The organism is Leptothoe sp. EHU-05/26/07-4 (genome assembly GCF_043421015.1).
GTDB classification, from domain to species: Bacteria; Cyanobacteriota; Cyanobacteriia; order Phormidesmidales; family Phormidesmidaceae; genus Leptothoe; species Leptothoe turfae.
The window spans coordinates 223,459-246,190 of sequence record NZ_JAXSQV010000009.1 but is presented as its reverse complement, the minus strand read 5'-3'; the positions used below and the strand labels follow the sequence as shown (position 1 = coordinate 246,190).

Below are 22,732 nucleotides of genomic sequence, written 5' to 3'. Positions count from 1 at the left end.
GATTGAAAATACCCTAGGTAGTCTCATTTGAGAGCCTTTAAGTTAATTCAAAACTTTTTCTTAAAATTAACGGAAAATTTGTCTGGACTGAGCCTACTTGGATATAATAGAAAAGCTTTATTTGACTTGTGCGTGAGCAATCCAGATATAAAAGCAAAGAAAGCCAGTCAGAACACAGATGGAAGCCAAAAGACTATTCCAAGTAAGTGGAATGAGCAAAAGAGAGCTGACTAATTCAGTAAAAATCAATCCCAGTAGAACGATCGCAATGTGATGACGTTGGGCATAACTGCACAAAACCGCGCCGATAGGAGCCCCCACAACAACAATAGGCACCGAGGCCAGCCAATATTCTCGAACAGGGAAACCAAAGTCGTTAAGGAATAGGCCGTGCAGAACAAACCCTGCGATCGCATTAATTGCCATCAAGGCAACTGAAGTCGGCGTGCTAATGCTCTCGCACATTTGAAACAGCAGCACCATCACCGAAAAGGCAAAAATATCAATTCCCGAACCCACCAGCCCACTAATGATCCCGCCGACAAAGCCCGTCGTCCACCAAATAGCCCGTTCTTGATGTCCCCAAAAAGGATGCAGAATACACCGTTCACTATTACGTAGTTGAATAAATACCATCACCAATCCAAAACTGCTTGTCATCATAGTGAATGACAACCTAATAAAATCAGGAGGCAGCCGAGGTTCCAGCAACAGCGTGCCAATTACGATACCTATCAAGCCACCGTTGCTGGCCCACCAAATGAGTCGCCAGTCTATCTTAGTTTTCATGGCGATGATGGTAAGCGTGGCAGCGGTCATGCCCACACTTTGAATGGCGAGGGCAAATATCTTAGCCTCGTGGGGTGGTACCTCCAAGAGTTTTGTCAGGACAGGGAATGCAACGGCTCCGCCACCCATGCTAGTACCGCCTGCCACCATCGAGCCAAACAGCATCGTCAATGTTATTGGCCAATAAGCCTGCAAAATATTAATAATAGAAGTCGGTCCTAAAAGGATAAACCAGACACTCCAGACGAATGAGGCAATCAAGAGACAGATGCTGAGTTTATGCTTAGCCGCACTTGCTAGAGCCTTCATCTTAAAAACACTCGCATGGATTGATGACCTCCGCGCTAGCACTTTGTGATGGAAGCAAGGAGCCGAATACTCCAACAGATAAAGCTTCACCCAATGACAAACACAAATAAGATTTAGATCGAAAAAGTTGTTTAAAAAAGGAGTTTTTTCCTGGATACTGTTTTTTCACTACTAAGTTTGTTCTCTGCAATAGATTCAGTTTCAATCAGGTCTACCAACAATAATTGCTTTAAAATAAATTCAATAAGCTGAGTCAAGCTACTATCATTAAAAAATTGTTCAATGGGAATTTGGATCTGGAGATGTTGCTCAATATGGGTCCTTAGAGTGAACACCATAAGAGAATCAAGATACGCAGCCATTGATTCCTGAGCATTGAAGTCAGAAATTGGGCGTTGAAGATAGGTCGCTAGCCATTCTAACAAAGCTATTTCTAAGATTTGCCGACTTTGATTAGGTCTGGCGTTTAAAATTTTTGAGCGGGAAATATAGCCCACCTGAGACAACGAGGATTGAGGAGCAGCCTCACAATAAGATGTTGCGATGTGCTGTGTAAGTTCTTCATCTAGGGGAGGAGCTGGAGTTGCTCCAAGTTTTACATCTCCCCATCGTATAACCATTGCTGCCGCTGTTGATGCTGCGCCAGTCGTATAAACAAGCACTAAATCATCTTCTTGAAACTTGGCATTTTGCATCCCGTGATACAGGTTTGCAATCGGCGAAACAGGACCAATATTTGCATAGTAGGGATAGAGATTTATAGTGTTATTGGAATCAATTTCTAGTGCTTGAGTACAAACGTTTGCATACCAAGCAGAGGGTGTATTAAATGAAAAAAACTTTATTTGCTCAAGCGTTACCCCAGCAGCAGTGAGCGCTCCCTCGCAACATATTCGAACAAATTTAACAGCCGTTTCAGCAAGAGAACTGGCGTTTTCACCTGTGCGCAGACAAATACGTGGCTGGTCTTGTGCATTGATAGCAGGCTCGTAAATATAGGCTCCTCTTGTTTCTGCAGTATGTATCATCTTTGTACCCAAAATCCCCTGATGTGGTTTCAGCGAACTAACGACAAATGCCCCTGCTCCGTCACCCAATGACCACGAAAGCGTATCATCGTCTGCTCTAACATTTGAACCAACATGTGAAACTACAACTAAAACATGTCTGTGCTCGTTAGCCTTTACTAAAGCACTGGCATTCTGCAATGCTACTAAAGCACTGGAACATGTTGCTTCCAAGTTCCAGGCTGGCGCTTTCAGCCCCAACTGTTGGGACAAGTCAGAGGCATCTTGTAAGCCTAAAGACTCTGAAAAAATAGAAGTGACTATTAGTAATTCAACCTCATCTGAAACTAAGCCAGCCGCCGACAAAGCATCTTGAGCCACACGATACTCGAGGGAGCGTGACGACTCTTTAGCTCCAATTACTCTTCGCTCCACACTGCCTCGAAATGGATCGGGCAAATATGGTGCAACTGCACGTGACCAGATATCAAGCCCATCTGCACTAGGAGTAAATTGACGAGGGCGTTTAACTCGAACCCGTTTTGGTGCACTTAGAGGTGCCTCAGATGACAACTTTTCCTGCCAATATTCATTAGTTCGAATTGTATCTGGAAAACATAATGCTAAGGAGCGGATTCCAACTGCATCCATTACCATGATATAACTCCTTTTAATGATCCTTGAATCTCTTTTAAAGGGAAATACTTGTCAAATCCCGACACTGTCACATCAGGAAAAAAATTCAAAGTTTCCCAAAAAGTATTTTCAGCTTTTCAATATGCCCCTAGCTGAGACGATAAATGCTCTTATGCAACCAAACCTAGGTATGAGCTTATGCCGAGAAATTTCAGTTAGGGCAGAAGTTATAAGCCCCTTGGATCCTAAATCCACAGCTGGTCAGGATTTTCTAGCCCAAACAAATATCCCGAGACTATTTGACCTTAACAAGGTCTAAAATCTAAACAGTCTAAAGAATTGCATAACTTGAGTATCTCGCTTTGTATCAACCAAATTGAAACAGCGTACCCTTTGACTTCTCCAGTATTTGGTGAATATTTTTATCGCTCTTCAGAGGCGAATATATCAGTGTTGATAATACTCTCATTATTAACAGAGAAAATGACTGATTGCAATACTTTATCTTTCTAAAAGCTCAAATTAATCGAGCTAGGTTGAAAAATATTAAAATCATCTCGCATCTAACAAATTATCCTATGGTCCTTCTAGATATAGATTTATAGCCTTGGTCATATTGGTTAAGGCAGTTCATCTCCCACGAGGGCATTCAGCTACAAAGCCAATATGACGAGCAAACTTCTTAATGCATCAGAATTTTCTAACCCTATTCACCATCAGAGTTAACATTTCCAGACAAAATAATAATATTGTCGGTAAATCTATAAAAAAAGGTCTGTATCTGTTTGGACAGAATACAGACCCTTGGCAATTTCTTGAAAATTACGATTATTTACGCTGGTTAAGAGGTCTTGACCAACATAAATAACTCTTACACCGTACTTACGACGACATCTGTTGTCAATGCTATATCTGTTAGCGCACCACTGCCAACAAATGTGACGTCCATCCGCGCAATCTCAGACACTCCCAAGATAATCTCTTGTATACTATTATCAGCTAAACTTGGAATATCTACAGCTTCAATTAAGTGATTATTTTCGTCAAATAACTGAATAGAACTGCCTGACTCTTCTATATCTAGGAAGCCAACACTGGCAACATTGACTAGCTCATCCCACTCAAAACGTAGAGTGCCACCTCTGGCATTGTCATCGGGGTCATTACTATCCCCATCTTCGGAAATAATTAGCACGTTCCCCAACTCGGGTGCCAGTAGGTCGTTATCGCCGCCTGTGGGCTCAGCACTGTCGAAGATCATTGCTCCATAGGGATTATCCGGTGTTGAAACCTCTAGCCCCTCAAATTGATCAGTGATAATAGTGCCAGCCGTTAATACGAGGTCATCAGCCATCTCAAAATCGATGACACTGATAGAACCAGGATTCACATCTGGTAACTGACTAATAACGGTAACGTTTTGATCAAGAGAATCACCTGTGCCATAGACATATTCAAATGCAGCCTCATCTTCAAATAAATGTGCTCGTAAAAATAAGGCACTCCAACGAGCAATTGTCTCTGTTGCAATGGCTTGATCTAACGTGGAGCGGCTTGGCTCACGTAAAGGATTATCCTCATTTGTGATGCTGTAATGGTTAGCGCCCTCAACAGTGATTAAGGCTTTCGGTGGATTAAGAATCAGGTCGTAGGTTTCTTCACTAAGAATAGATGGAACTACACCATCCAACTCACCGACTATCAAGCCAGTCGGTATATCGTCGTTATTAACTGGCAGAGCCTCTTCCGTGAAAGTGTCTCTAAAGCTTGCCGCATAAAAGATGCCTGCCATTAATTCTGGCGGTCGAACATAGTCTTCGTCTTCAGAACAAAATTCGAGTAGGCAAATGTCTTCTTGAATAGCACTTAATCCAGCTGCGCCACCAAAGGAGTGCCCTAGCAGTCCCATCTTATCTGTATCAATAATCTCAAAAACTGGAGACGAACTGTCTGTATCCTCTAATAGCATTTGTGTTAAAGTCTCATTCACTTGCTGCTGCTCGGCAAGCAAGCCAGATAACGAGTCCCCAGTCGGAGCAACTATTGTTCGTTCGTTATTAGGAACTACGACAACAAATCCATAACTCGCTACTGTAGAAGCGTAATTTGAGTATTCTGCCTTATCCAGAAAAGCCCCCTGAAGCATTAAAGCGATAGGAAATTCAAGACTATCTTCAACGGGATCAGGTAAAACGGGAAAATAAATATCTACGGGATCCTCTGCCGCGATCATCGTAGTGTAACTATCAACTTCATAATCAGAGAACTGTGTTATTATTGCCATATTGCGCTTCTAGAATCAATATTCAGAACGACTGGATAAGTTTGTTGCCGATAAGCCTGCTGATAACTTTATTTAGGCTCGAATATTGGCTTAACACCAAGGAATGACAACACACCAATGCATCAGGTCTTAAAGGTAGTAAAAGAGCGTAGCAGTATATCCAAAGAACTTGTTTCTAGCATCCTCCAGAACCTTTCATGGAAAAAGATGTCTCTACTACATTACCAGTATTACCCATACTGCCCAGAAAACCTAATAAATAAGTTAAGGAAAAAATTTGTAAGTTGTAGCACCCTTAATAACAGTACTCGCCATCCCTAGGGCACTAATGCCCAGGAAAAGACCGAATCACTACCTGAATCTTTGATTGACCCACACACATAGCTGAGATCGCGCCATCAGCAGGATACCAAAGCTTGACTGTCCAACCTACAGGGGCTTGGTCAATCTTGGCCGGAATCACTAATTTGGGTTCGGGAAGCCATGCAATCTCTATATCTGTCATGGGATAGCTCAAGCCCAACCCAATAGCCTTGAGGTGAGACTCTTTCAAGGTCCAGTATTTAAAGAAGCCTTCCAATCTTTCGACATGGGATGTTGGTAAAGTAATTTGTTCATTTGATGTGAGGCAGTACTCGATTAACCCCTCCAAGCGAGTTCGGAATTTATCCAAGCGAGTTCGCGAGGAGATCTGTTCAATATCTACGCCCAGTAGTACTTTGAATCCGATCGCATACACGACCCATTCACCGCTGTGAGATAAATTAAATTGTAAAGACCCATCGGGAATTGCCAAACGAGGTTTTCCGTAAGAATTGTAGGCAAAAACCAGCGATTTGGGTGCACAGTCAAGATAGCAGGCTAAGAGATAGCGTAATCCGCCTCGGCTTAGAATAAAGCGTTCTCGATCTTGGCATCTGAAAAATCTCTGGGCACGCTCACATTCATCATTAGATAGCCACTTAAACCAGCGATCAAGTTCAAAGCGAAAACAAGGTATGTGTAGCTGCCAAACGTGAATATGCGAGCAAACCGGTAACGTCAGATTCATTGGAGATGATGGACTGATGGAGTCATCTGTCTTGTTATTGAGTTTTTCAACTAGGAGACTCAACGCAGTTAAATTTCATCAGTTTAGATAATAATCTTTTGGGAAACAGGGGATCATGGGGAAAGAAATGATTACCTGGAACGGGTTCTAGGCTAAATGTATTCGTATGCTGCTGCCAGGCTGCCACATCTGCCTGAATCGCAATGTCATCCCATTGTCCCCAAAAGCAAGTAATTGGACAATCTAGCGGAGCACTAGGGCGATATTGATATGTTTCCAGTAATGAAAAATCTGCCTTCAGAGCAGGGAGCATTAAGCCCATGAGCTCAGGATTATTCAAAACCTCTTCAGACGTGCCACTATATCGTCTTAATTCAACAATGAAGTCAGGATCAGGCAAACCATGTATTGGTTTAGTATCCGGTGGTAGATGAGGGGCGCGGGCTGCTGCTGCCCAAAGATGTTGAGGAGTAAGCTGAACTGTCTCTTGTAGCCATCGACAAAACTCAAAAGCAATCCGTGCTCCTAGACTATGGCCAAAACACGCAAAGGGAACATCTAAAAAAGGTAATAATTCAGGGCCTAAGGCTGACAGCAATAAATCAATGTTAGTAAATGGAGTTTCCAATAGACGCTTACCTCGTCCAGGCAACTCAAGTGCACATACCTCAACTGTCGACGGTAATAGTTCAGACCATTTATGAAATACTCTGGCCGAACCACCTGCATGTGGAAAACATAGCAATCTCAGCTTAGGATGAGATCTTGGATGGAAACAAACCATCCATTTATTCATCAAAAATGTCTCTCTCATAAGCTCAAGTAACAAAAATATGCCCTATATGCATGGTTTTTATCGAGTAATTTTCCCTTGTGACAACATGAGACGATCAACCTTACCATTTGCTGTCAACGGAAAAACATCCAAGACCTGAAAGTCTGATGGAACCATGTATGACGGCAATTTTTTTTCGAGAAAACTGCGAACTTCTTCAATGTTAAGAACGTGTCCTCGGTGAAGAATTATATAAGCTGTTAAATATTTTTGATGCTGTTGTGTTTCTGCAACCGTAACTACAGCATTTTGTATGGAAGGGTACTCTGTAAGTACGGCTTCAATTTCTCCGGCTTCGATGCGGTAGCCCCGCAATTTAATTTGAAAGTCAACTCTACCTAAAAATTCGATATTACCATCTGGTAAATAACAACCTAGATCTCCAGTCCGGTATATCCGCTCACCAGTTCGAGGATGATTAATAAAGTTAGCAGCTGTTTTTTCATAGTTGCGCCAGTAGCCTCTAGCTAACTGCACACCGGCACAATACATTTCTCCTGGAACCCACACCGGACAGTCTTCAAGATTATCATTTAAAATATAGTACTTCGAATTAGCCATAGGCTTCCCATAAGGAATACTCTTCCAATCAGGATTGACTGAGCGAATTAGATAACCAATATTCCAGATTGTAGTTTCAGTGGGTCCACCAATACTTAGAATACTTAAATCAGGTGAGAGTGCTTTTAGGCGATTCACTAGGGAAACTGGTAGCCAATCGCCGCCCAAAATTGCTAAACGTAAGCTCCGCGGTAGCTTTTCAGACGTAATATCAAGATAATTGACTAGCATTTCCATCATGGCAGGCACTGAATTCCATAGAGTTACCCGCTCTTTGATCAACAAATCAAGCCAGTGACGAGAAAATTTAACAGCAGCAGCATCTGGCATCACAATGGTTCCTCCAGCTACTAAAGGACCAAAGATATCATAAACAGATAGATCATGGTTGAGGGCAGTGAGTGCTAAAACCCGATCTCTGGAATTCACCTGAAAAAGCTGATTAGTATGGATAACCACATTGACCACATTACGATGGGTAACCATTACCCCCTTAGGTAAACCTGTGGATCCAGATGTATAAATGACATAAGCCAGATCATCAGGACTTTGGATTAGCGATAATTGAGAATAATTACCCTGATGAAAATGTTCTTGATCAAGGGCTAATCGACGGATCGACAATGGCCAGGATAGCTTCTCGTCTAGCCATGACTGAGTTATAGCAATGTCTACACCGCTATTCTCTAAAAGATATTGGAATCTTTCTGGCGGTAACTCAGGATCAACTGGAACATAGGCAGCGCCAGCAGCTAAGATACCAAGCACCGCAACAATCTGTTCCCATCCTTTCTCCATAACAATTGCTATTAGATGATTAGGTCGGACATCTAACTGTCTTAAATAATGACCTAATTGGCTAATGCGTTGATATAAAACTTCATAAGTGAATGATTGTTTTGGGGTAACAATGGCAATTGATTCGCCCTGCTGCTGAACCCGTGTAACAAATAAGCTATAAAGTGTCTCCTCAGATAACGAGGTGGAGGTCTCATTAACTGTATCCCTCTGCTCAAGTTGAGTGCAAGGAATCATCTGCAATGTATTTGCATGCCAAATGTCTTCCTCATAAGCCAGGCGTTGTAATAAATGGCAGAGAGACACTAGCATATCTTTAGCCATGCCAGGTGGAAAGAGACCTTCATCAACATTTAAACTAATAGTTAGCGTGTTGTTTTCTTCCCGATATCGACATTCTAAATGAGCAGGAACTGTCACAGCTGGGATGGCTATATCATTCTTTGTGGCCACATCTTTTTTAATTTCTGTAGGCTCAATAAAAAAGGATGTAGCCAATATAGACTTTAGCTTTTCTAAGGAGTTTTCAGACAATGAGGTTAGTTGTTGAAACTGAACTTCTGATCGATGTTTTGGATTATCTCTCAAGCGTGTTGCGATATGCCTAGCTTTATTCCCAAAAGAGTCAGAAGCAGAATGATTGATCTCTAGTAAGGTGAATGAATTATTACCTGGCTTGAATTGATTAGCTACTAACCCGAATTCGGCTTTTGCACCGATACCTGGAGCTGACTGTTCAACCACATTAATGGTGAAGTGAGAGTTTTTACTCCAGGCTGTTAGAACTTCAACGTAGCTTGCTAACACAATCTCACTAGGCATTAACCCAGACTGCACAGTCTGTTCTCGCAGCCGAAGCCAGGTTGCAGAATCAACTTGGTGACTATACTGGGTCAGCTTGGGATTAAGCTTATCGAGGTTTCGTGATAAAGGTAGTTCTGGCGCTAACGGTAAAGCTTCAATACGATGTTGCCATAAATCCAGCCATTGATTATCAGACTTAAGACCCTGATAATCATTTTCTTGATAAAGTGAGACCAAAACAGATGGACTGTTCATACTCATACTTCTTTCCTTAAGCCTAAATGATAGAAAATCTTGATTAAATAAAAGGTGGAGATCAATTTAATCTGGGAAATTTTAGTAGGTGGAAATATAGAATGCAAGAGCTAGAAGTATTAGTCCTGCTGCATTCTATATGCTATCTCCTTTTCCCAGAATTACTCCCCACCTTGAATTGATACTCATAAAAGATTAAATACCTATGAGTGTAGCGATCATATTGCGATGGATTTCAGACGTACCAGCATAAATAGTACCAGCAATAGAATCTCGGAGTTCCCTCTCTAATTCATAGTCAGTCATATACCCTCTAGCACCATGAATTTGGATGGCATCCTGACAAATTTGAAGCAAACTTTCACTGATAAAAACTTTAGAAATCGAAGCTTCCAAGAAAGCTCGTTTACCTTCTTTCTTCAGCCATCCTATTTTATATAGCATTAGCTTTGCTAGCTCTAATCTCATCTTCATATCAGCAATTTTGTGGGAAATTCCTTGAAAAGAACCAATGGACTGGCCAAACTGATGCCGTTTTCTAGCATAGTTGACACATTGTTCCAAGATTCTTTCCATCACGCCCACCTGGCTAGCAAATAAAAATCCTCGTTCCCAAATAATTGTTGACTGGAAAATATTATAGCCTTGCCCCTCCTGACCTAAGCGATGGTCAACCGGTACCTTACAATCTTGAAAAACCAATTCACCCATCGGTGCCGTACGAAGCCCTGACTTTTCCCACTCTTTCTCGATCGTCAAACCAGGTAAATCTTTGTGGATGATAAAAGCAGAAATTCCTTTCTGAATATCTACCTCTGAGTCAGTACGAACAAATGTAACATAGACATCAGCAATAGGGGCATTGCTAATAAACGTTTTGGTGCCGTTTAAGATGTAGTAATCTCCATGACGGATAGCTTCAGTTTTCATCTCAAAGGCTGCTGAACCGGACGTTAACTCTGTTAAAGCATGTCCTCCAAGAGATTTTCCTTGACAAAGAGATGGTAGATACTGTTGCTTTTGAACCTCAGTGCCAAAATTGGCGATTGAGACGGCACAACTCCAAAGATGATTGTTGATGGCAAATACTAAGCCATTATCTTTGCAACCATAACCTAACCCTTCTAAGCCCAATATAATCGTCAAAAAATCTAGATCCTGTCCGCCATACTCCTTAGCAATTGGCCAACCTAAGATGCCAAAGTCGGCACATTTTATCCAACCTTCTTGATTAAATTTACTATTCCGATCTCTCTCAATTAGCCTTTGATTTAATTCCGTTTGAGCAAAGCTAATGACTGACTTACGGAAGTCAAGTTGATCTGAATCCCAAGCAAAACTTATACTCATTATGAGAAGTAACTGGCAATTATGATATGCATAAACTTTGTAGTACTCGACAGCACAAGTTAATACACTGTTGCTGATACCAAAGGGGCAGAGAATGCATCAAAACATTAGTGACTAGTGGTGACAGAGACTTTGTTCTCGATCAATCGAGTCATCGCATTAACCGTTCTAAAATTTTCAAAATCAAGTTCCTCATCCCTGATAGTCAACTGAAATTCTTTCTCAATGAAGAGAACCAGCTGCATGGCAAACATAGAATTAATAAAACCGGTTGCGAAAATATCTTCATCTTCTTTCAATTGATAATCGCTAAAGTGACCTGATAGAAACGAGTAGATTTTTTCTTTGATTTCTTTCATTTTTGTTAACCTTATTCAGTAAAAATGACCTTAAAACTTCGTGAATATTCAAGGATAAAAGCTTAATCAGATACCTTTTGCCCTTGAATGTAGGTGTAAAAACCTTTACCGTTCTTACAGCCATATAGCCCCGCATCTACCATCTTCTTGAGTAGGGGACAAGGGCGATACTTGTCGTCATTAAAACTTTCATACAAAACCTCAATCGAATAAAGAATAGTATCCAAACCAATGAGATCTGCCGTCTCTAAAGGCCCCATTTTATGGCCAAAGCATCCTTTAAATAACCGATCGATTTCTGCAACAGTAGCAACCTGATCTTGTAAGATAAAAATTGCCTCATTGATGGTCAACATCATGACTCGATTAGTTACAAACCCAGGGGAATCATTGACAACAATCGAGTCCTTACCCATTTGTCTTAACAATGTTTGAGCACTTTGAATCGTCGCGTCAGCGGTATGGTAACCGCGAATCACTTCCACCATGGGTTTAATTGGAACAGGATTCATAAAATGCATACCAATTACTCGATCTGGCCGCTGAGTTACTGAACCGAATCGTGTAATGGAAATGGCTGATGTATTAGCTGCAAAGATAGTCTCAGCAGGACAAACTTTATCTATTTTTTCATAAATAGTTTGCTTTAAATTCCATTTTTCTGTGGCATTTTCAACGATAAATTCAACATCTCTAAGTTGTTGATAATCTGTGGAAAAAATAATTTTATCAAGAATTTCTATAGTACTCAGCTCAAGAGAAATGTTAGATTTAGAGGCTGAGAAAAAATTTTGCATGCGTAGATTTTTTCGTATTTCGGCTTCAGCCCTTTCCAAAATCCGATCAGCAACATCTAACAACGTAACCTGATGACCTGTCTGGGCTAAATTTTGGGCAAGACCAATGCCCATTGTGCCAGCACCAATAACACCAACTGATTGAATCTTCATAACTGCTATTTCAGAACTCAGTGAGTATATGAGGTAATGTAGACTCGCCATCACTAATCACTCATCGTCCAACATTTCCCCAAAGTGGATTGGAATAATGTTTTTTACCCTAACCCCTTGGTTTGAGCCAAGGACAATCGCATTAGTTAACGCATAGGATGGCGTGTGACTCTATGCTCTAATTCTTCGCCGATCAGCAACATTTTACATCTCTCCGTTAAGGATTACTAATAGCTGATCGTTAGGCCGCTTTTGAATATCCATGCTCTGCTAAGGATTTTCAGGAACATTGTCTTGACCAAGTACTTTTACAACAACAATTTTCCAGCTAAACAGTCTACCAAAAAGTGAAGGTGGCGTTCTCCAGAGAATGAGTTGCAGTGCGCTCTGTGCGTGAAACAATGATGATCTAAAGATTCTCTCAGCTGATTTCTTAGTTGTTGAAAGCGGCTGATTTCTACCAAATAAATTCCGTGACCAACTACATCAGGATAGTTAACGTCATGACCAGACTAGCTTTAAGATAGTTGGCGTTTAATATCTCAAGGCATGAGAGATAGAGTCGTATGAATATCAGATAGGCTTGAGCTTGAACGATTAGAGCAGTCACTCAAGCTTCTTCTCAAGATTTCAAAACTAAATTGGTTAACATTGTATTCATCTTATTAACAGACTCAGTGTACTCATTTTGAGGAATTGATTCAGCTACAATTCCTGCTCCCGCATTCAGATAAGTACGTTCACCATATTGATAGGCTGAACGAATTGCGATCGCTAGATCTGCTTTGCCACGACTATCAAACCACCCAATACCTCCAGCATAAAGACCTCTGGGCTCGGATTCCAAATGATTTATCCATTCCAGAGCTTTATCTTTGTTGATACCGGAAACTGTAATTCCTGGAAATAACACTTTTAAGGCATCCCAAAAGGTTTTATCAGGCTGCAGCTGGCCACCAACTTTTGATGACAAATGTTGTACACATCGGTACCTTTTAACCTCCATAAAGTTGAACACCTGCACTGTACCTGGCAAACAAACGGATGTAATTTCATCCTGTGCTAGCCACACAGATAAGGCATGCTCTTTAACCTCTTTGGCATCTGTAAAAAGTTCCTTGCTCAGCTTGATATCTTCCTCTAAAGTACTGCTACGAGGTCGAGTCCCTGCTAAAGGATTAGTCGTTACAAACCCATCTTGACTCACCTCTACAAGGGTTTCAGGGCTAAAACCAACAGCTTTTATGTCCTTAAAATCCAAACAATAGGAACGAGCTGCATTATTTACTTTTGAGCCAACCTCGTAGGTTCCTAAGACATCTAAGGTACCAGAAATCTCACGTGATCGAGCAATAATAGCTTTATGCAAGTGTCCTTCTTTAATAACATTAACCATTTGATTGACAGAGCTTTGATAGGCCTCTTGATCGCTATCATCACATATCAAAGATGCTGATTCAAAGCTGGGCATCTGACCATCAAAAAAGAGTTGGTCTCTAATTGTTTCTAGAGGTTTAGTTGTTTTAATCCTGACCCCCTCTTTGGTAAAGCGTAACTCAGTTTCAGGAATAAAAAAATGGCAAAGCGGTTGGTCAATTGCCTTAGAATAAGAAGAATAAAATCGGGCTATATCAAAGGCAACATAGCCATAAGCTGTCCAATCTTCAAAGCGTAAGGAATTCAAAAGATTCTCGACTTGTTTAAGGGGATCACTAACAGGTTCAGATTTAGATGCACCTAATCCCTCTAAAGAAATCTGTTCCTGAGTGACTAAAACTTTTGCTAACTCACCCCCAGCTATACAAGTCTCGTCCTTTGACTCGTACATCATATACTTAGAAAATATTCCGGTTTGGAGAAGATTATGCAAAATAATCACGGGTTCTCTTTTGCCAGGAATAAATGTTTCATAGTACTTGGTCGAAGGTTTAAAATCCAGTACCATTCATTTTCTCCTTTTGGGGTTACATACTTTTCAACAGACTAAATTAGAATTCCTGGTATTGCTTAATTGGCAATAGCTAATGGAGGTTCAGAAAGCATATTTTTCAACATCTGTCGATGAATTTTTCCTGTGGATGTGCGAGGTAGGCTATCCAAAAAGAACATACGTTTAGGTGTCTTAAAATGGGGTAGTCGCTGCTTGGCGAACTGATAAATCATTCTTTCTAATTTTGGGGAAGAGATTTGCTCTGGCTTGAGACTAATATAGGCGACAATTTCAGTTAACTGCTCACCATGGGTAGAGGAGGACACCACGGCAACTTCATGGATGTGTGGGTGCTGATGCAAGACCTCTTCTATCTCCAAAGGTGAAATCCACTGCCCTTTAACTTTAAACAGTTCATCCTTCCGTCCTACGAACCAAAAGAAACCATCACAATCTCGTCTATACCTATCTCCAGTTTTCATCGTAGAACCATGAATTGCCTTACGAGTCTCCTTCAGGCGATTCCAGTAACCTAACATCAGGCTAGGACCGCTAACTTGCAGCTCACCAATCTCACCAATAGAGCAAGGAAGCCCTTTTTCATCGACAACTTGAACTTCGTAACCAGCCACAGGGTATCCAGAGCTACCTAGTCTTGACTTTCCTAATTGATTAGAGAGAAATATATAAAGAAATTCAGTTGTGCCAATTCCCTCACAAATTTCTAGATGATGAGTATCAAACCACTTCTGCCAAATACTGTTAGGGAGTTTTTCAGCAGCCGATACACACAAACGTAGACATGAAGAATCAAAATTAGAAATGTCCTCCACCTCTAAAAGATCGGCATATACACTGGGTATTCCAAAGAAAACTGTAGGTCGATAGCGTTTAACATCATCAACTATATCAAAAGCACTTTTAGTAGCAGAAAGTACTGAAGCAGCCCCCATCGTCATGGGTAGGTATAGGCTATTGCCTAGCCCATAGGCAAATGCCATACTGGCAACCGAATAGGTAATATCATCCTGACTTAAACCAATAGTACTTTGACCATAATTTTGGGCACAGAAAAGAAAGCTTTGATGTGCATGAATGACGCCTTTAGGCCGCCCTGTACTACCCGATGTGTACAGCCAAAAAGCAGGCTCATTGGGAGATGTTTGAGCATGAGTCATCAATTCACTTCTATGTTCAAGCGATGACAAGAAGGGATTTTCACCATCCACAAGCAGGGTATGACACAAATAGTCTAATGGGAGAGATACTATTTCTTCTTGCCATACCTGAGCTGTTAGCAAAACCTTACTCCGAGAATCCTGAAGGATATAACCAATATCTTCTACGGAACAGGTGGGGTTAATAGGGACAGGCACAGCGCCCAACCAAATTGCACCTAAAAAGAAAAATATCCACTCAGGTTCATTTTCAAGGAGAATACTCACTCGATTTTCCTGCTCTACACCTAGATCAGAAAGTAATTGAGCACTACGCTTGACCAAACTATTTACTTGGGTATAAGTATACGTTCCAAGTCGAGTATAAAAAGCGATCCTATCACTATACTCTATGTTTAGATTACCCTCAATGAGGTATGCAGCAAGATTAAAAACATCAGGTAACTCTTCGTTGACGCTTTTCATGGCAATTGTCCTATGGTTCCTGCAATCATTAGCTAGCTGATTAAGCTGAAGTCAACTTTAGGCTCACCAACACAAAGGTTTTGTCGTTACACAGGGCGAACACACTTTGCAATAGAATCAGTCGGTGGATTGTTTAACTTCCAGTTTTCAATCTCTTTTTGAGACCATCTACGATAAGGGCCTCCTTCTACAGGCTCTGGCAGGTTAAGGTCAATTCCTAACTGATTTTCGAGCCATTTTTGGAACAAGTAGTGATACGACATAACGGCACCTCCGTCACCATGGGGACGATCCCACCGGGCCAGCAATGAATCGCCAAAATGAAACTCGGTTTCCTCTCCGTTGTAAATGTGTCGAATGACGGGATGCAAAAATGCCGCACAGGAAGTGTCTACCGGATCAGAGGGGCCCATAAAGGTAATAGCTGGGTCTTTAAAGTTATCGAAACCAAACTCAAGCGTAAAAACCAGGACATGTTTTCCGTCAAAATGGCGTTCTCTTACATGATTGAAGGGAAGTTCCTCAAAAATCGTCGCTTCCGTCATATCATCGGCTAGGACAACAACATCCGAAAGAACACCAAAAAGCTGAAAGATAGCAGACGCGATGCTAAATCGTTCGTACATCCAGTCCAAAAGTTTATCCCAATCTAATGGTTTTATCGTCTTGCTGGGCAGAGGAATATTTTCATAGCGCTCCTCTATAAGCTTGAACAGTGTTCGTATAGCATACCGGAAGCCATGTATGAAAGCAGATGAAGCTTTTCTATCAATGCTCTGCATGGCCGCACCGATAAAGAACATGTTAGGAACATTTTCCGATTCCCAGATGGGAGTCATCTTTGGAAACTTACCTCGTTTCCAAGATAATGGCATGGCCGATTCATCAAAGAGTTCTTCATCAAACCAGCGCCAACCAGAACAACAGATTATGTGGTCATACTCACGAGTCAACTCAAGAGAGCCAGGAATGTCTGAATTTGGATAATCATAGCTATGATTAGTTTGCAAACAACCATTTTCCAGACGAGTAATTCGCTTTAATCGAGGATTTAGTACAGCATGTAGCGACTTTAACTGATACATATCAAAGATGTTATTGTTAACAGCCCTCACATCTCCGACAAAATGAGTATTCCATGCGAACTTGATAGGTTCTTTAGCAAAGACGTGAACGAAGCTAGCAATCCCTGATAAAAACTCCGCTGTTTCAAACGCTGAATTACCTTGTCCAATAATACAGACTCTCTTGTTCCGATAAGTTTCTGGATCGAGGATCTGATCATCATAAACTGTAGCCAGCTCAATGCCTTCAATATCATCTGGCAACAGCGCTTTCACTGGGCCTAATCCAAGAAAAAGAGCTTCACACTCATAATGGACCCCATCCTCTGTTGCGAGATGAAAGTGCCCATTGTCATAGCGCTTGATTTTAGAAACCGTAGTGCCGTAAGTAATATTTAAATCAAAGTGTTTAGCAAAATCCTGAAGATACTCGTAAAGTCGATCAGCACTTGGGAATAAATCATCTGAGTACTCAGTAAAGCGCATCTCTGGATCATCAGACAATAATGAATTCCAATCGTGACGCAAATTAAAATCATCCTCAGGGAAATAATTATTCTTCTTATTGATGGAGATAAGCTTGCGATGTAGCGGATATTTAGAAAAAAAGGACCCTGCAGTTTGATTACGCTCTAAAATGACATAATCTTTCTGATTTTTTTCCATAAAATAGCCAAGCTGCAAGCCACTCGGACCGGCACCTACAATAATGTATTTATGACGTCTAACATCCATAACTATCTCGGCTCCTTGCTTCTTGGAAATTCTTTCAACTCGAACTGAGCAGATCTACAGAATTAATCACAAAACAGATTTACTGAAACTTCACATATCTTTTGGTACAGTAGATCTGTTTTGCGATTTTCATTGATTAGGGAATTAATCTAGTTACGCCAAGAACTTGTCACACGCTATCTTAGATTAAATCAAAACTGCCTTAAAGCCTCTAAAATCCCGAACCAATCCAAATAAAGCGATAGCTTTATAGAATCCTAAGTCAGATGGCTTTTCAAAACAGATTACATATCCAATTGCCTAAGATTTATCCTAATAAAATCTTAGGCAGAATCTCTAGAAGGAAAAAATGTCTTACGCTTAGTTGAAATTCCTTAAGCGAAAACAAATTATCAAAGCACAAACAGCAACTCATATTTTAAAGACTTACCAAAAACAGCAACACCGAAAAGAAGTGCTTTGAAGACCGACTTTACACCGTATGATCGTCTTTAAGTAATCACTCCTGGGATCATTTGCTTGAACTTCTCAATCTTAACCTGCTTGTAAACCTCCCAATACGGATCATCTTTAACAAAGTCGCTTGCTTCAGAGTCTGACTCGACGTTTAAGCAAATACAGATCACAGTGGTATCAGAGTCTTCATCATAAGCAAGTCCACCAAAAGCAATCTGCTCCAAGTGATTTCTCATGTAAACACGATGTTGAGGTCGCAACGAACTCATTAGCTCTTGCCTATCTTGATCTAGCAGGCAGTGAAGAAAGTAAGCGATGATAGCACCTCCTAATCTCAAATCTTGATCTACTACAAAAACTTACTACAAGAATTATGTACTCTCCAAAAATCTTGAGAATCGTCCAAAAATAATTGAAAGCTAATCTTTTTCAAAAAACATTCAGCAGCTATATCACTTAACAACACAATAACCTAAACTAAGCCATTGACTGTAACAAAGTGCGTTCCTCTATATTCTATTATAAGAAAAGATTCTCTCATAACAGAATGGTAGTTGACTCTACAGAGCAAGTCAACTATTTAAATATGCAGAAAGCCTGGAAACATCAAACAACTCTTCATCAATACTGACCATAATAGCCTTTACTCATGGATTGAGAACTTTTTAAATGACGATGGATATGAACTAAGACAATCAATCTTAGCTATCACTAATCTAGAATCACTCTGTACCCGTCTGTCAAAATCTAGGCTTGAAAACTAATTTTCCATGTAAACAATCCTCAACAAGCTAATCCCATCCACATGATTCACAATCTCTCCAAAAACAAGATGAGTCTGCTTAACTAGCATTTTCAGAATCTTTAGATATGGATGAATTGATTAAATCGCAAACCTCACTTAAAGTCTTATCTCGACGGCCTTCTAGCTTAATCCTGACACCAAATTTCTGCTTCAGTACAACAGCGACTTCGACTATTTCTGTCGAATCCAACTGTAAATCCTTATAAAGGAAAGAATCTGGATTAAGCTCATCTGTTGGAATACCTAGCTCATATAAAATATCCATGAGCACATTCATTGGTTGTAATGCATTCATAAATTAAATACTTCGATAAGTCAATTAAATCTTTTCTAAGAGGTGAACAAGTTGTTTAACTGTTTGATGCTTCCATCTCAATTCTGAAAAAAGTGGAGTATGGTTCTCTCAATCTAGTGCTTTAGGAGGGTTAAACTCCAGTACGTATCTTCTAGATATATGTTATCCAGCTTTCGTTATTGTCACTTCTACCCATGACAACAAGGAGCCCTCCAGATTCTCAAGTCAAATAAGGAAAAGCTTGACCCCAAAAACCTTAACCAGGAAACCAAGGCGTCTCATCAGCAGGAAAAACGATAATATCGCAAACGTAACATTATAGATTGAACATCTACTGCTTCAATCGACAGGGATGCTAAAATAAACAACTTTCCCCATTCAACGATCAACTCTAAACTTCAAACATACAATTCAGAGAGATTGAAAAACGAACAGCTAGTTTAGATAAACCTAGAAAACAGATGAAATATTCAAGCCGACCAGGAAAAGTTAAGTAACGGTCCATTTCCATGTAGCCTGAATTTTAAAGTATTTCATTCCTCTAAACAACATAAGTGTTGCAAAAGCTTTTTCAAATCACTTAACCTTCAGAATTGACTCTTTAAAGGTTACCTAGACTACTTATGACAGATGAATGAGTGACTTTTTTCAGATAGACCAATCAAGAAAGATTACCAGTAGCTAAAGAACCTTTCAGTGGATCTACTTAATAATATACTCTATATCATACTTTATGACGTAAATCTCATTGCTTTACATTCCTTTGCTATTTGATTAGCGTTATCAGACTCCAAATAATTCTGGCAATGAGCTTAGATTTAGCAAGTTATCAATCCTATCGCCATTTGACAGCGCATCGGTTATATATGATTCCGCCGCATTACAGTGCCGATTTAGCAATTGAAAGCTATCTCAAGCGATATGTAATATAAAGGGGGTATGGCATCTATTGACATAAATTCTCAATAATGCTTTATTACTATTGGCAAGCAAAGAAAGTATGGAGATAGAATCTAGGATAAACATAGAAAGCTAAGTCAACCTGAAAGGCTACAGTCGGGGTGTTGTCCTAACACAACGATTCATGGCTTTTGGATGATGATTTTAGCGATACAACAGAAGGTTGAAGACGTGTACCACAATTGATACGTTCGGTTTAACGTTTTGTGCTGCAATTACGACTACCAACGTTCCTGAATATGTTTGAGACAGTAGGTTCTTGAAAAAGTCTCTTACACAAGTAAAGTCACTGCAAGTGAGTATCTCTTTTGGGGCAATGGAGTTCATCGGAGGGGTAAACTTTATCCAATGAGCTATGGATTTATTTGATGGATTGTTCAGGTCGCTTTATGCCATAAGGAATCAAAAGTCCCATTCTGCCAAAGGATGCTGGGTCATCGAACGGGCCTTTGAGGATGGAAATGTTACCGACCATTGATTAGAAGCTATAACTCCTAAGAAACACAAACTAATCAACCCTAAAATAGACTGATTGTCGACAGAATCACGACAATTGTGTTTCTTGCCGGTTGAGCGAACAGCCCTGCTATTCGTAAAAGGCTCAGATCTTGCAACTGGCGAGGCGGCGTTAGCTCACCATGGACTCAAAGTTGCACGGCTAATCGAATCAAAACCCACTAAAGGGGTTGAGAGATCGGTAAAAGCTCTATATCCAGAGCCCTACGGCCAAGTTTTCACCTTAGCAGACAGCCCTTAATTAGCGTTGGATTTTGAACCCGACGTGGGTTATTGCCTCATCACCAACATACGTGCAAGAGCTGAGTATAAGAATTTAACCGAGTCATCCAAAGTGATGGTTCACAAAAGTGATGGTTCACAAAAATGATGGTTCACATTTTAATGACTCAATTGATTCTTCGGAAACGGGCATAATTTCATAGCTTCCCTCTCTGCTCGTTAAAATAGTTTCTTACGCTAATCTTGCTGGCTAACAAAGTGATTTTAGAGAAATGCTCAGCATTCTTCAGGCTTCCTCCGAATAAGTAAGTGTAAAAGAGAGTAAGTTCATACATATGTTAGGAACATATCAATAAGTATGACCTTAGACTGAAATCTCTTATTGAACTTACTCATTGACAACATCAAACTTTGCACACAGACGTCATGAAAGTAAATTTCTCTGTTCGAAATATAGACGAACTATTTGCCGAATTGAGTCATCAAGAAGATTTAGCGATCAGTTCAGAAGAATATGAGCATACGTTGATATTTCCGTCGCGTATTTGCAATGGTTTGGTAAAGAGTTATAAGTTACGTCCAGGATTTGAGCTATCGGTACAAAATACTTTATTTCCAAAGCGTCTTATCTTAGAGACTGAATTTAGCCACCCGGCATCTTTGACTCTCGGCTTCTGCGTTTCAGGCAGTTCCAGGGGAACGATCAAAGGGGTCAAAGAGGAATTGAGCTTCAAATCAGGGCAAATTGGCTGGGGTGTTACATCCGATACACTTGGGACAATTGAGTATTGTGCTGGAAAACCATTTTCATTTATCAATATCTCCATGGATACTGAAGTGCTCGATACTTTATTGAATGGCCGTGCTGAGTCGCTCCCTACCCAATTTCAGCGGCTTATGAAAGGGAAAGATAGGTCCCCTTATTTACAAACTGATTGGATGACGCACACAATGAAAATGGCCATGCAGCAAGTCTTAAAGTGCCCATACCATGGCCTCACAAAACGTCTTTATCTAGAAAGCAAAGCACTTGAAGTATTCGCCTGCTTTCTAGATCATCTTTCATCTAGTGCAAAGACAAAATCTCGAACTCCTGCCCTCAAACCTACTGATATCGATCGAATTCATTGGGCCAAAGAGATTCTGTTAAATGATTTAGCTCATCCACCTTCATTAGCAAGCTTAGCTAAACTAGTTGGTCTAAATGATTACAAGCTCAAGATTGGTTTTCGTCAAGTTTTAGGTAAAACTGCTTTTGGCTATCTTAGAGAGCATAGAATGCATCATGCTAAAGACTTACTTGCCACCAGGGCGCTCAGTATTGTTGAAATTGCACGAGCTGTCGGCTATGCTAGTGAAACGTCTTTTAGTGCTGCATTTAAAGAGAAATTTGGTGTGCCCCCGACTGTTTATAGAGCATCGATCTTTTAGGGAGCCTGAGAAAAGAGGTGTTGCTGAATTAAGGGGTGAATCTAACGGGCATCGGTAACACCGCCAAACTCCAGGTAGTGAGTCAGCGACCAGTGGGAATGTTTCAATATATCCAGCAACTTTAACTAGTAAAGGGGGTTGTAATGAGGTTGAACGATGTAATGTCGTAATTCAATATACCCTCCTATAGGTATTGTGTATACTCTAATGCACATCTGAAATGAATTGAAGATAGCTCTCTTGAGCCAAATAGTGGACGCAGGCCAAGTCTATCTATTAAGCGTTGAGAACGGAACAAGGTTGTTGTTTTATCGAGAAAGCCTTGGGGCGGTTCAGAAAGGATCATTGTGCTAACGTCTTAGTAACCTGGAACACCTAAGGGTCCACACTAACTGTTCTTGAACGGTATAGTAACCGCTCAAGAAAAAGGATTTGATAAACTCCAATTTTAGACCTGTTGTGCTTGAGCAACATAGTTCCAATGAGCAATCCGAATCTCGAGGCCCAAGTCATGGGCCAACAGCTGTAAATCTTCTTGGAAGATCTAGTGGCTAGCACTATTGCTATCGCCTGCATCACACAAGGGGCTAATTGAGGTAGCCGTGGGATAGTCGTTGATGCCATGCTGAGTCCACCAATGATAGATGGAGTCACAGGCAAATTCCAAGGTGTCTCGACTGGTCCCAA

The 22,732-nt window shown here is 40.6% G+C and carries 14 protein-coding genes and 1 pseudogene; 1 reads left to right on the top strand and 14 read right to left on the bottom strand.

The genetic code is table 11. The annotated features are described in order from the left end of the window. Positions 1–117: 117 nt before the first annotated feature. The 13 genes from U2F10_RS35365 to U2F10_RS35305 form a co-directional block, all read right to left on the bottom strand. Entirely contained in the window at positions 118–1,098 is a 981-nt protein-coding gene (locus U2F10_RS35365) for a sulfite exporter TauE/SafE family protein (protein WP_163666358.1), read from the bottom strand. Positions 1,099–1,229: 131 nt separating this feature from the next. After that, positions 1,230–2,762: a 3-oxoacyl-[acyl-carrier-protein] synthase III C-terminal domain-containing protein gene (locus U2F10_RS35360; protein ID WP_163666356.1), complete on the bottom strand. Its 1,533-nt coding sequence runs from the start codon at positions 2,760–2,762 to the stop codon at positions 1,230–1,232. 850 nt (positions 2,763–3,612) lie between these two features. Further along, positions 3,613–5,025 (bottom strand): alpha/beta hydrolase family protein, encoded by a 1,413-nt coding sequence (locus U2F10_RS35355; protein ID WP_163666354.1) that lies wholly within the window; start codon positions 5,023–5,025, stop codon positions 3,613–3,615. 325 nt (positions 5,026–5,350) lie between these two features. Continuing rightward, on the bottom strand, positions 5,351–6,139 hold the full coding sequence (locus U2F10_RS35350) for a 4'-phosphopantetheinyl transferase family protein (protein WP_163697750.1): 789 nt from the start codon (positions 6,137–6,139) through the stop codon (positions 5,351–5,353). Further along, positions 6,123–6,860 carry a thioesterase II family protein gene (locus tag U2F10_RS35345; RefSeq protein WP_499874861.1) on the bottom strand — a complete coding sequence of 246 codons (738 nt, stop codon included), beginning with the start codon at positions 6,858–6,860 and terminating at the stop codon, positions 6,123–6,125. The genes U2F10_RS35350 and U2F10_RS35345 overlap by 17 nt, the downstream gene beginning before the upstream one ends. A gap of 69 nt (positions 6,861–6,929) precedes the next feature. Further along, positions 6,930–9,014 carry a non-ribosomal peptide synthetase gene (locus U2F10_RS35340; RefSeq protein ID WP_499874804.1) on the bottom strand — a complete coding sequence of 695 codons (2,085 nt, stop codon included), beginning with the start codon at positions 9,012–9,014 and terminating at the stop codon, positions 6,930–6,932. A 510-nt stretch (positions 9,015–9,524) separates the two neighbouring features. Continuing rightward, positions 9,525–10,679 carry an acyl-CoA dehydrogenase family protein gene (locus tag U2F10_RS35335; RefSeq protein WP_499874803.1) on the bottom strand — a complete coding sequence of 385 codons (1,155 nt, stop codon included), beginning with the start codon at positions 10,677–10,679 and terminating at the stop codon, positions 9,525–9,527. A 107-nt stretch (positions 10,680–10,786) separates the two neighbouring features. Further along, positions 10,787–11,038 (bottom strand): acyl carrier protein, encoded by a 252-nt coding sequence (locus tag U2F10_RS35330; protein ID WP_163666346.1) that lies wholly within the window; start codon positions 11,036–11,038, stop codon positions 10,787–10,789. Positions 11,039–11,100: 62 nt separating this feature from the next. Next, positions 11,101–11,988, bottom strand: coding sequence for a 3-hydroxyacyl-CoA dehydrogenase family protein (locus U2F10_RS35325; RefSeq protein WP_499874802.1), 888 nt, complete (start codon positions 11,986–11,988; stop codon positions 11,101–11,103). A 622-nt stretch (positions 11,989–12,610) separates the two neighbouring features. Next, a complete protein-coding gene (locus U2F10_RS35320; protein ID WP_163697761.1) occupies positions 12,611–13,933 on the bottom strand; it encodes a salicylate synthase in 1,323 nt (440 codons plus the stop codon). A gap of 62 nt (positions 13,934–13,995) precedes the next feature. Next, positions 13,996–15,561: a benzoate-CoA ligase family protein gene (locus tag U2F10_RS35315; protein WP_499874801.1), complete on the bottom strand. Its 1,566-nt coding sequence runs from the start codon at positions 15,559–15,561 to the stop codon at positions 13,996–13,998. A gap of 86 nt (positions 15,562–15,647) precedes the next feature. Further along, a complete protein-coding gene (locus U2F10_RS35310) occupies positions 15,648–17,360 on the bottom strand; it encodes an NAD(P)-binding domain-containing protein (RefSeq protein ID WP_499874800.1) in 1,713 nt (570 codons plus the stop codon). Positions 17,361–18,658: 1,298 nt separating this feature from the next. After that, the gene (locus U2F10_RS35305; protein WP_163666334.1) at positions 18,659–18,916 is read right to left on the bottom strand and encodes an acyl carrier protein; all 258 of its coding nucleotides are present in this window, start codon (positions 18,914–18,916) and stop codon (positions 18,659–18,661) included. Between the two features lie 2,124 nt (positions 18,917–21,040). Here U2F10_RS35305 and U2F10_RS35300 point away from each other — a divergent pair. Then, entirely contained in the window at positions 21,041–22,045 is a 1,005-nt protein-coding gene (locus U2F10_RS35300; RefSeq protein WP_163659773.1) for a helix-turn-helix transcriptional regulator, read from the top strand. 544 nt (positions 22,046–22,589) lie between these two features. Here U2F10_RS35300 and U2F10_RS35295 read toward each other — a convergent pair. Further along, positions 22,590–22,727, bottom strand: a pseudogene (locus U2F10_RS35295) (ISAzo13-like element transposase-related protein); the annotation flags it as partial. Positions 22,728–22,732 lie beyond the last annotated feature (5 nt).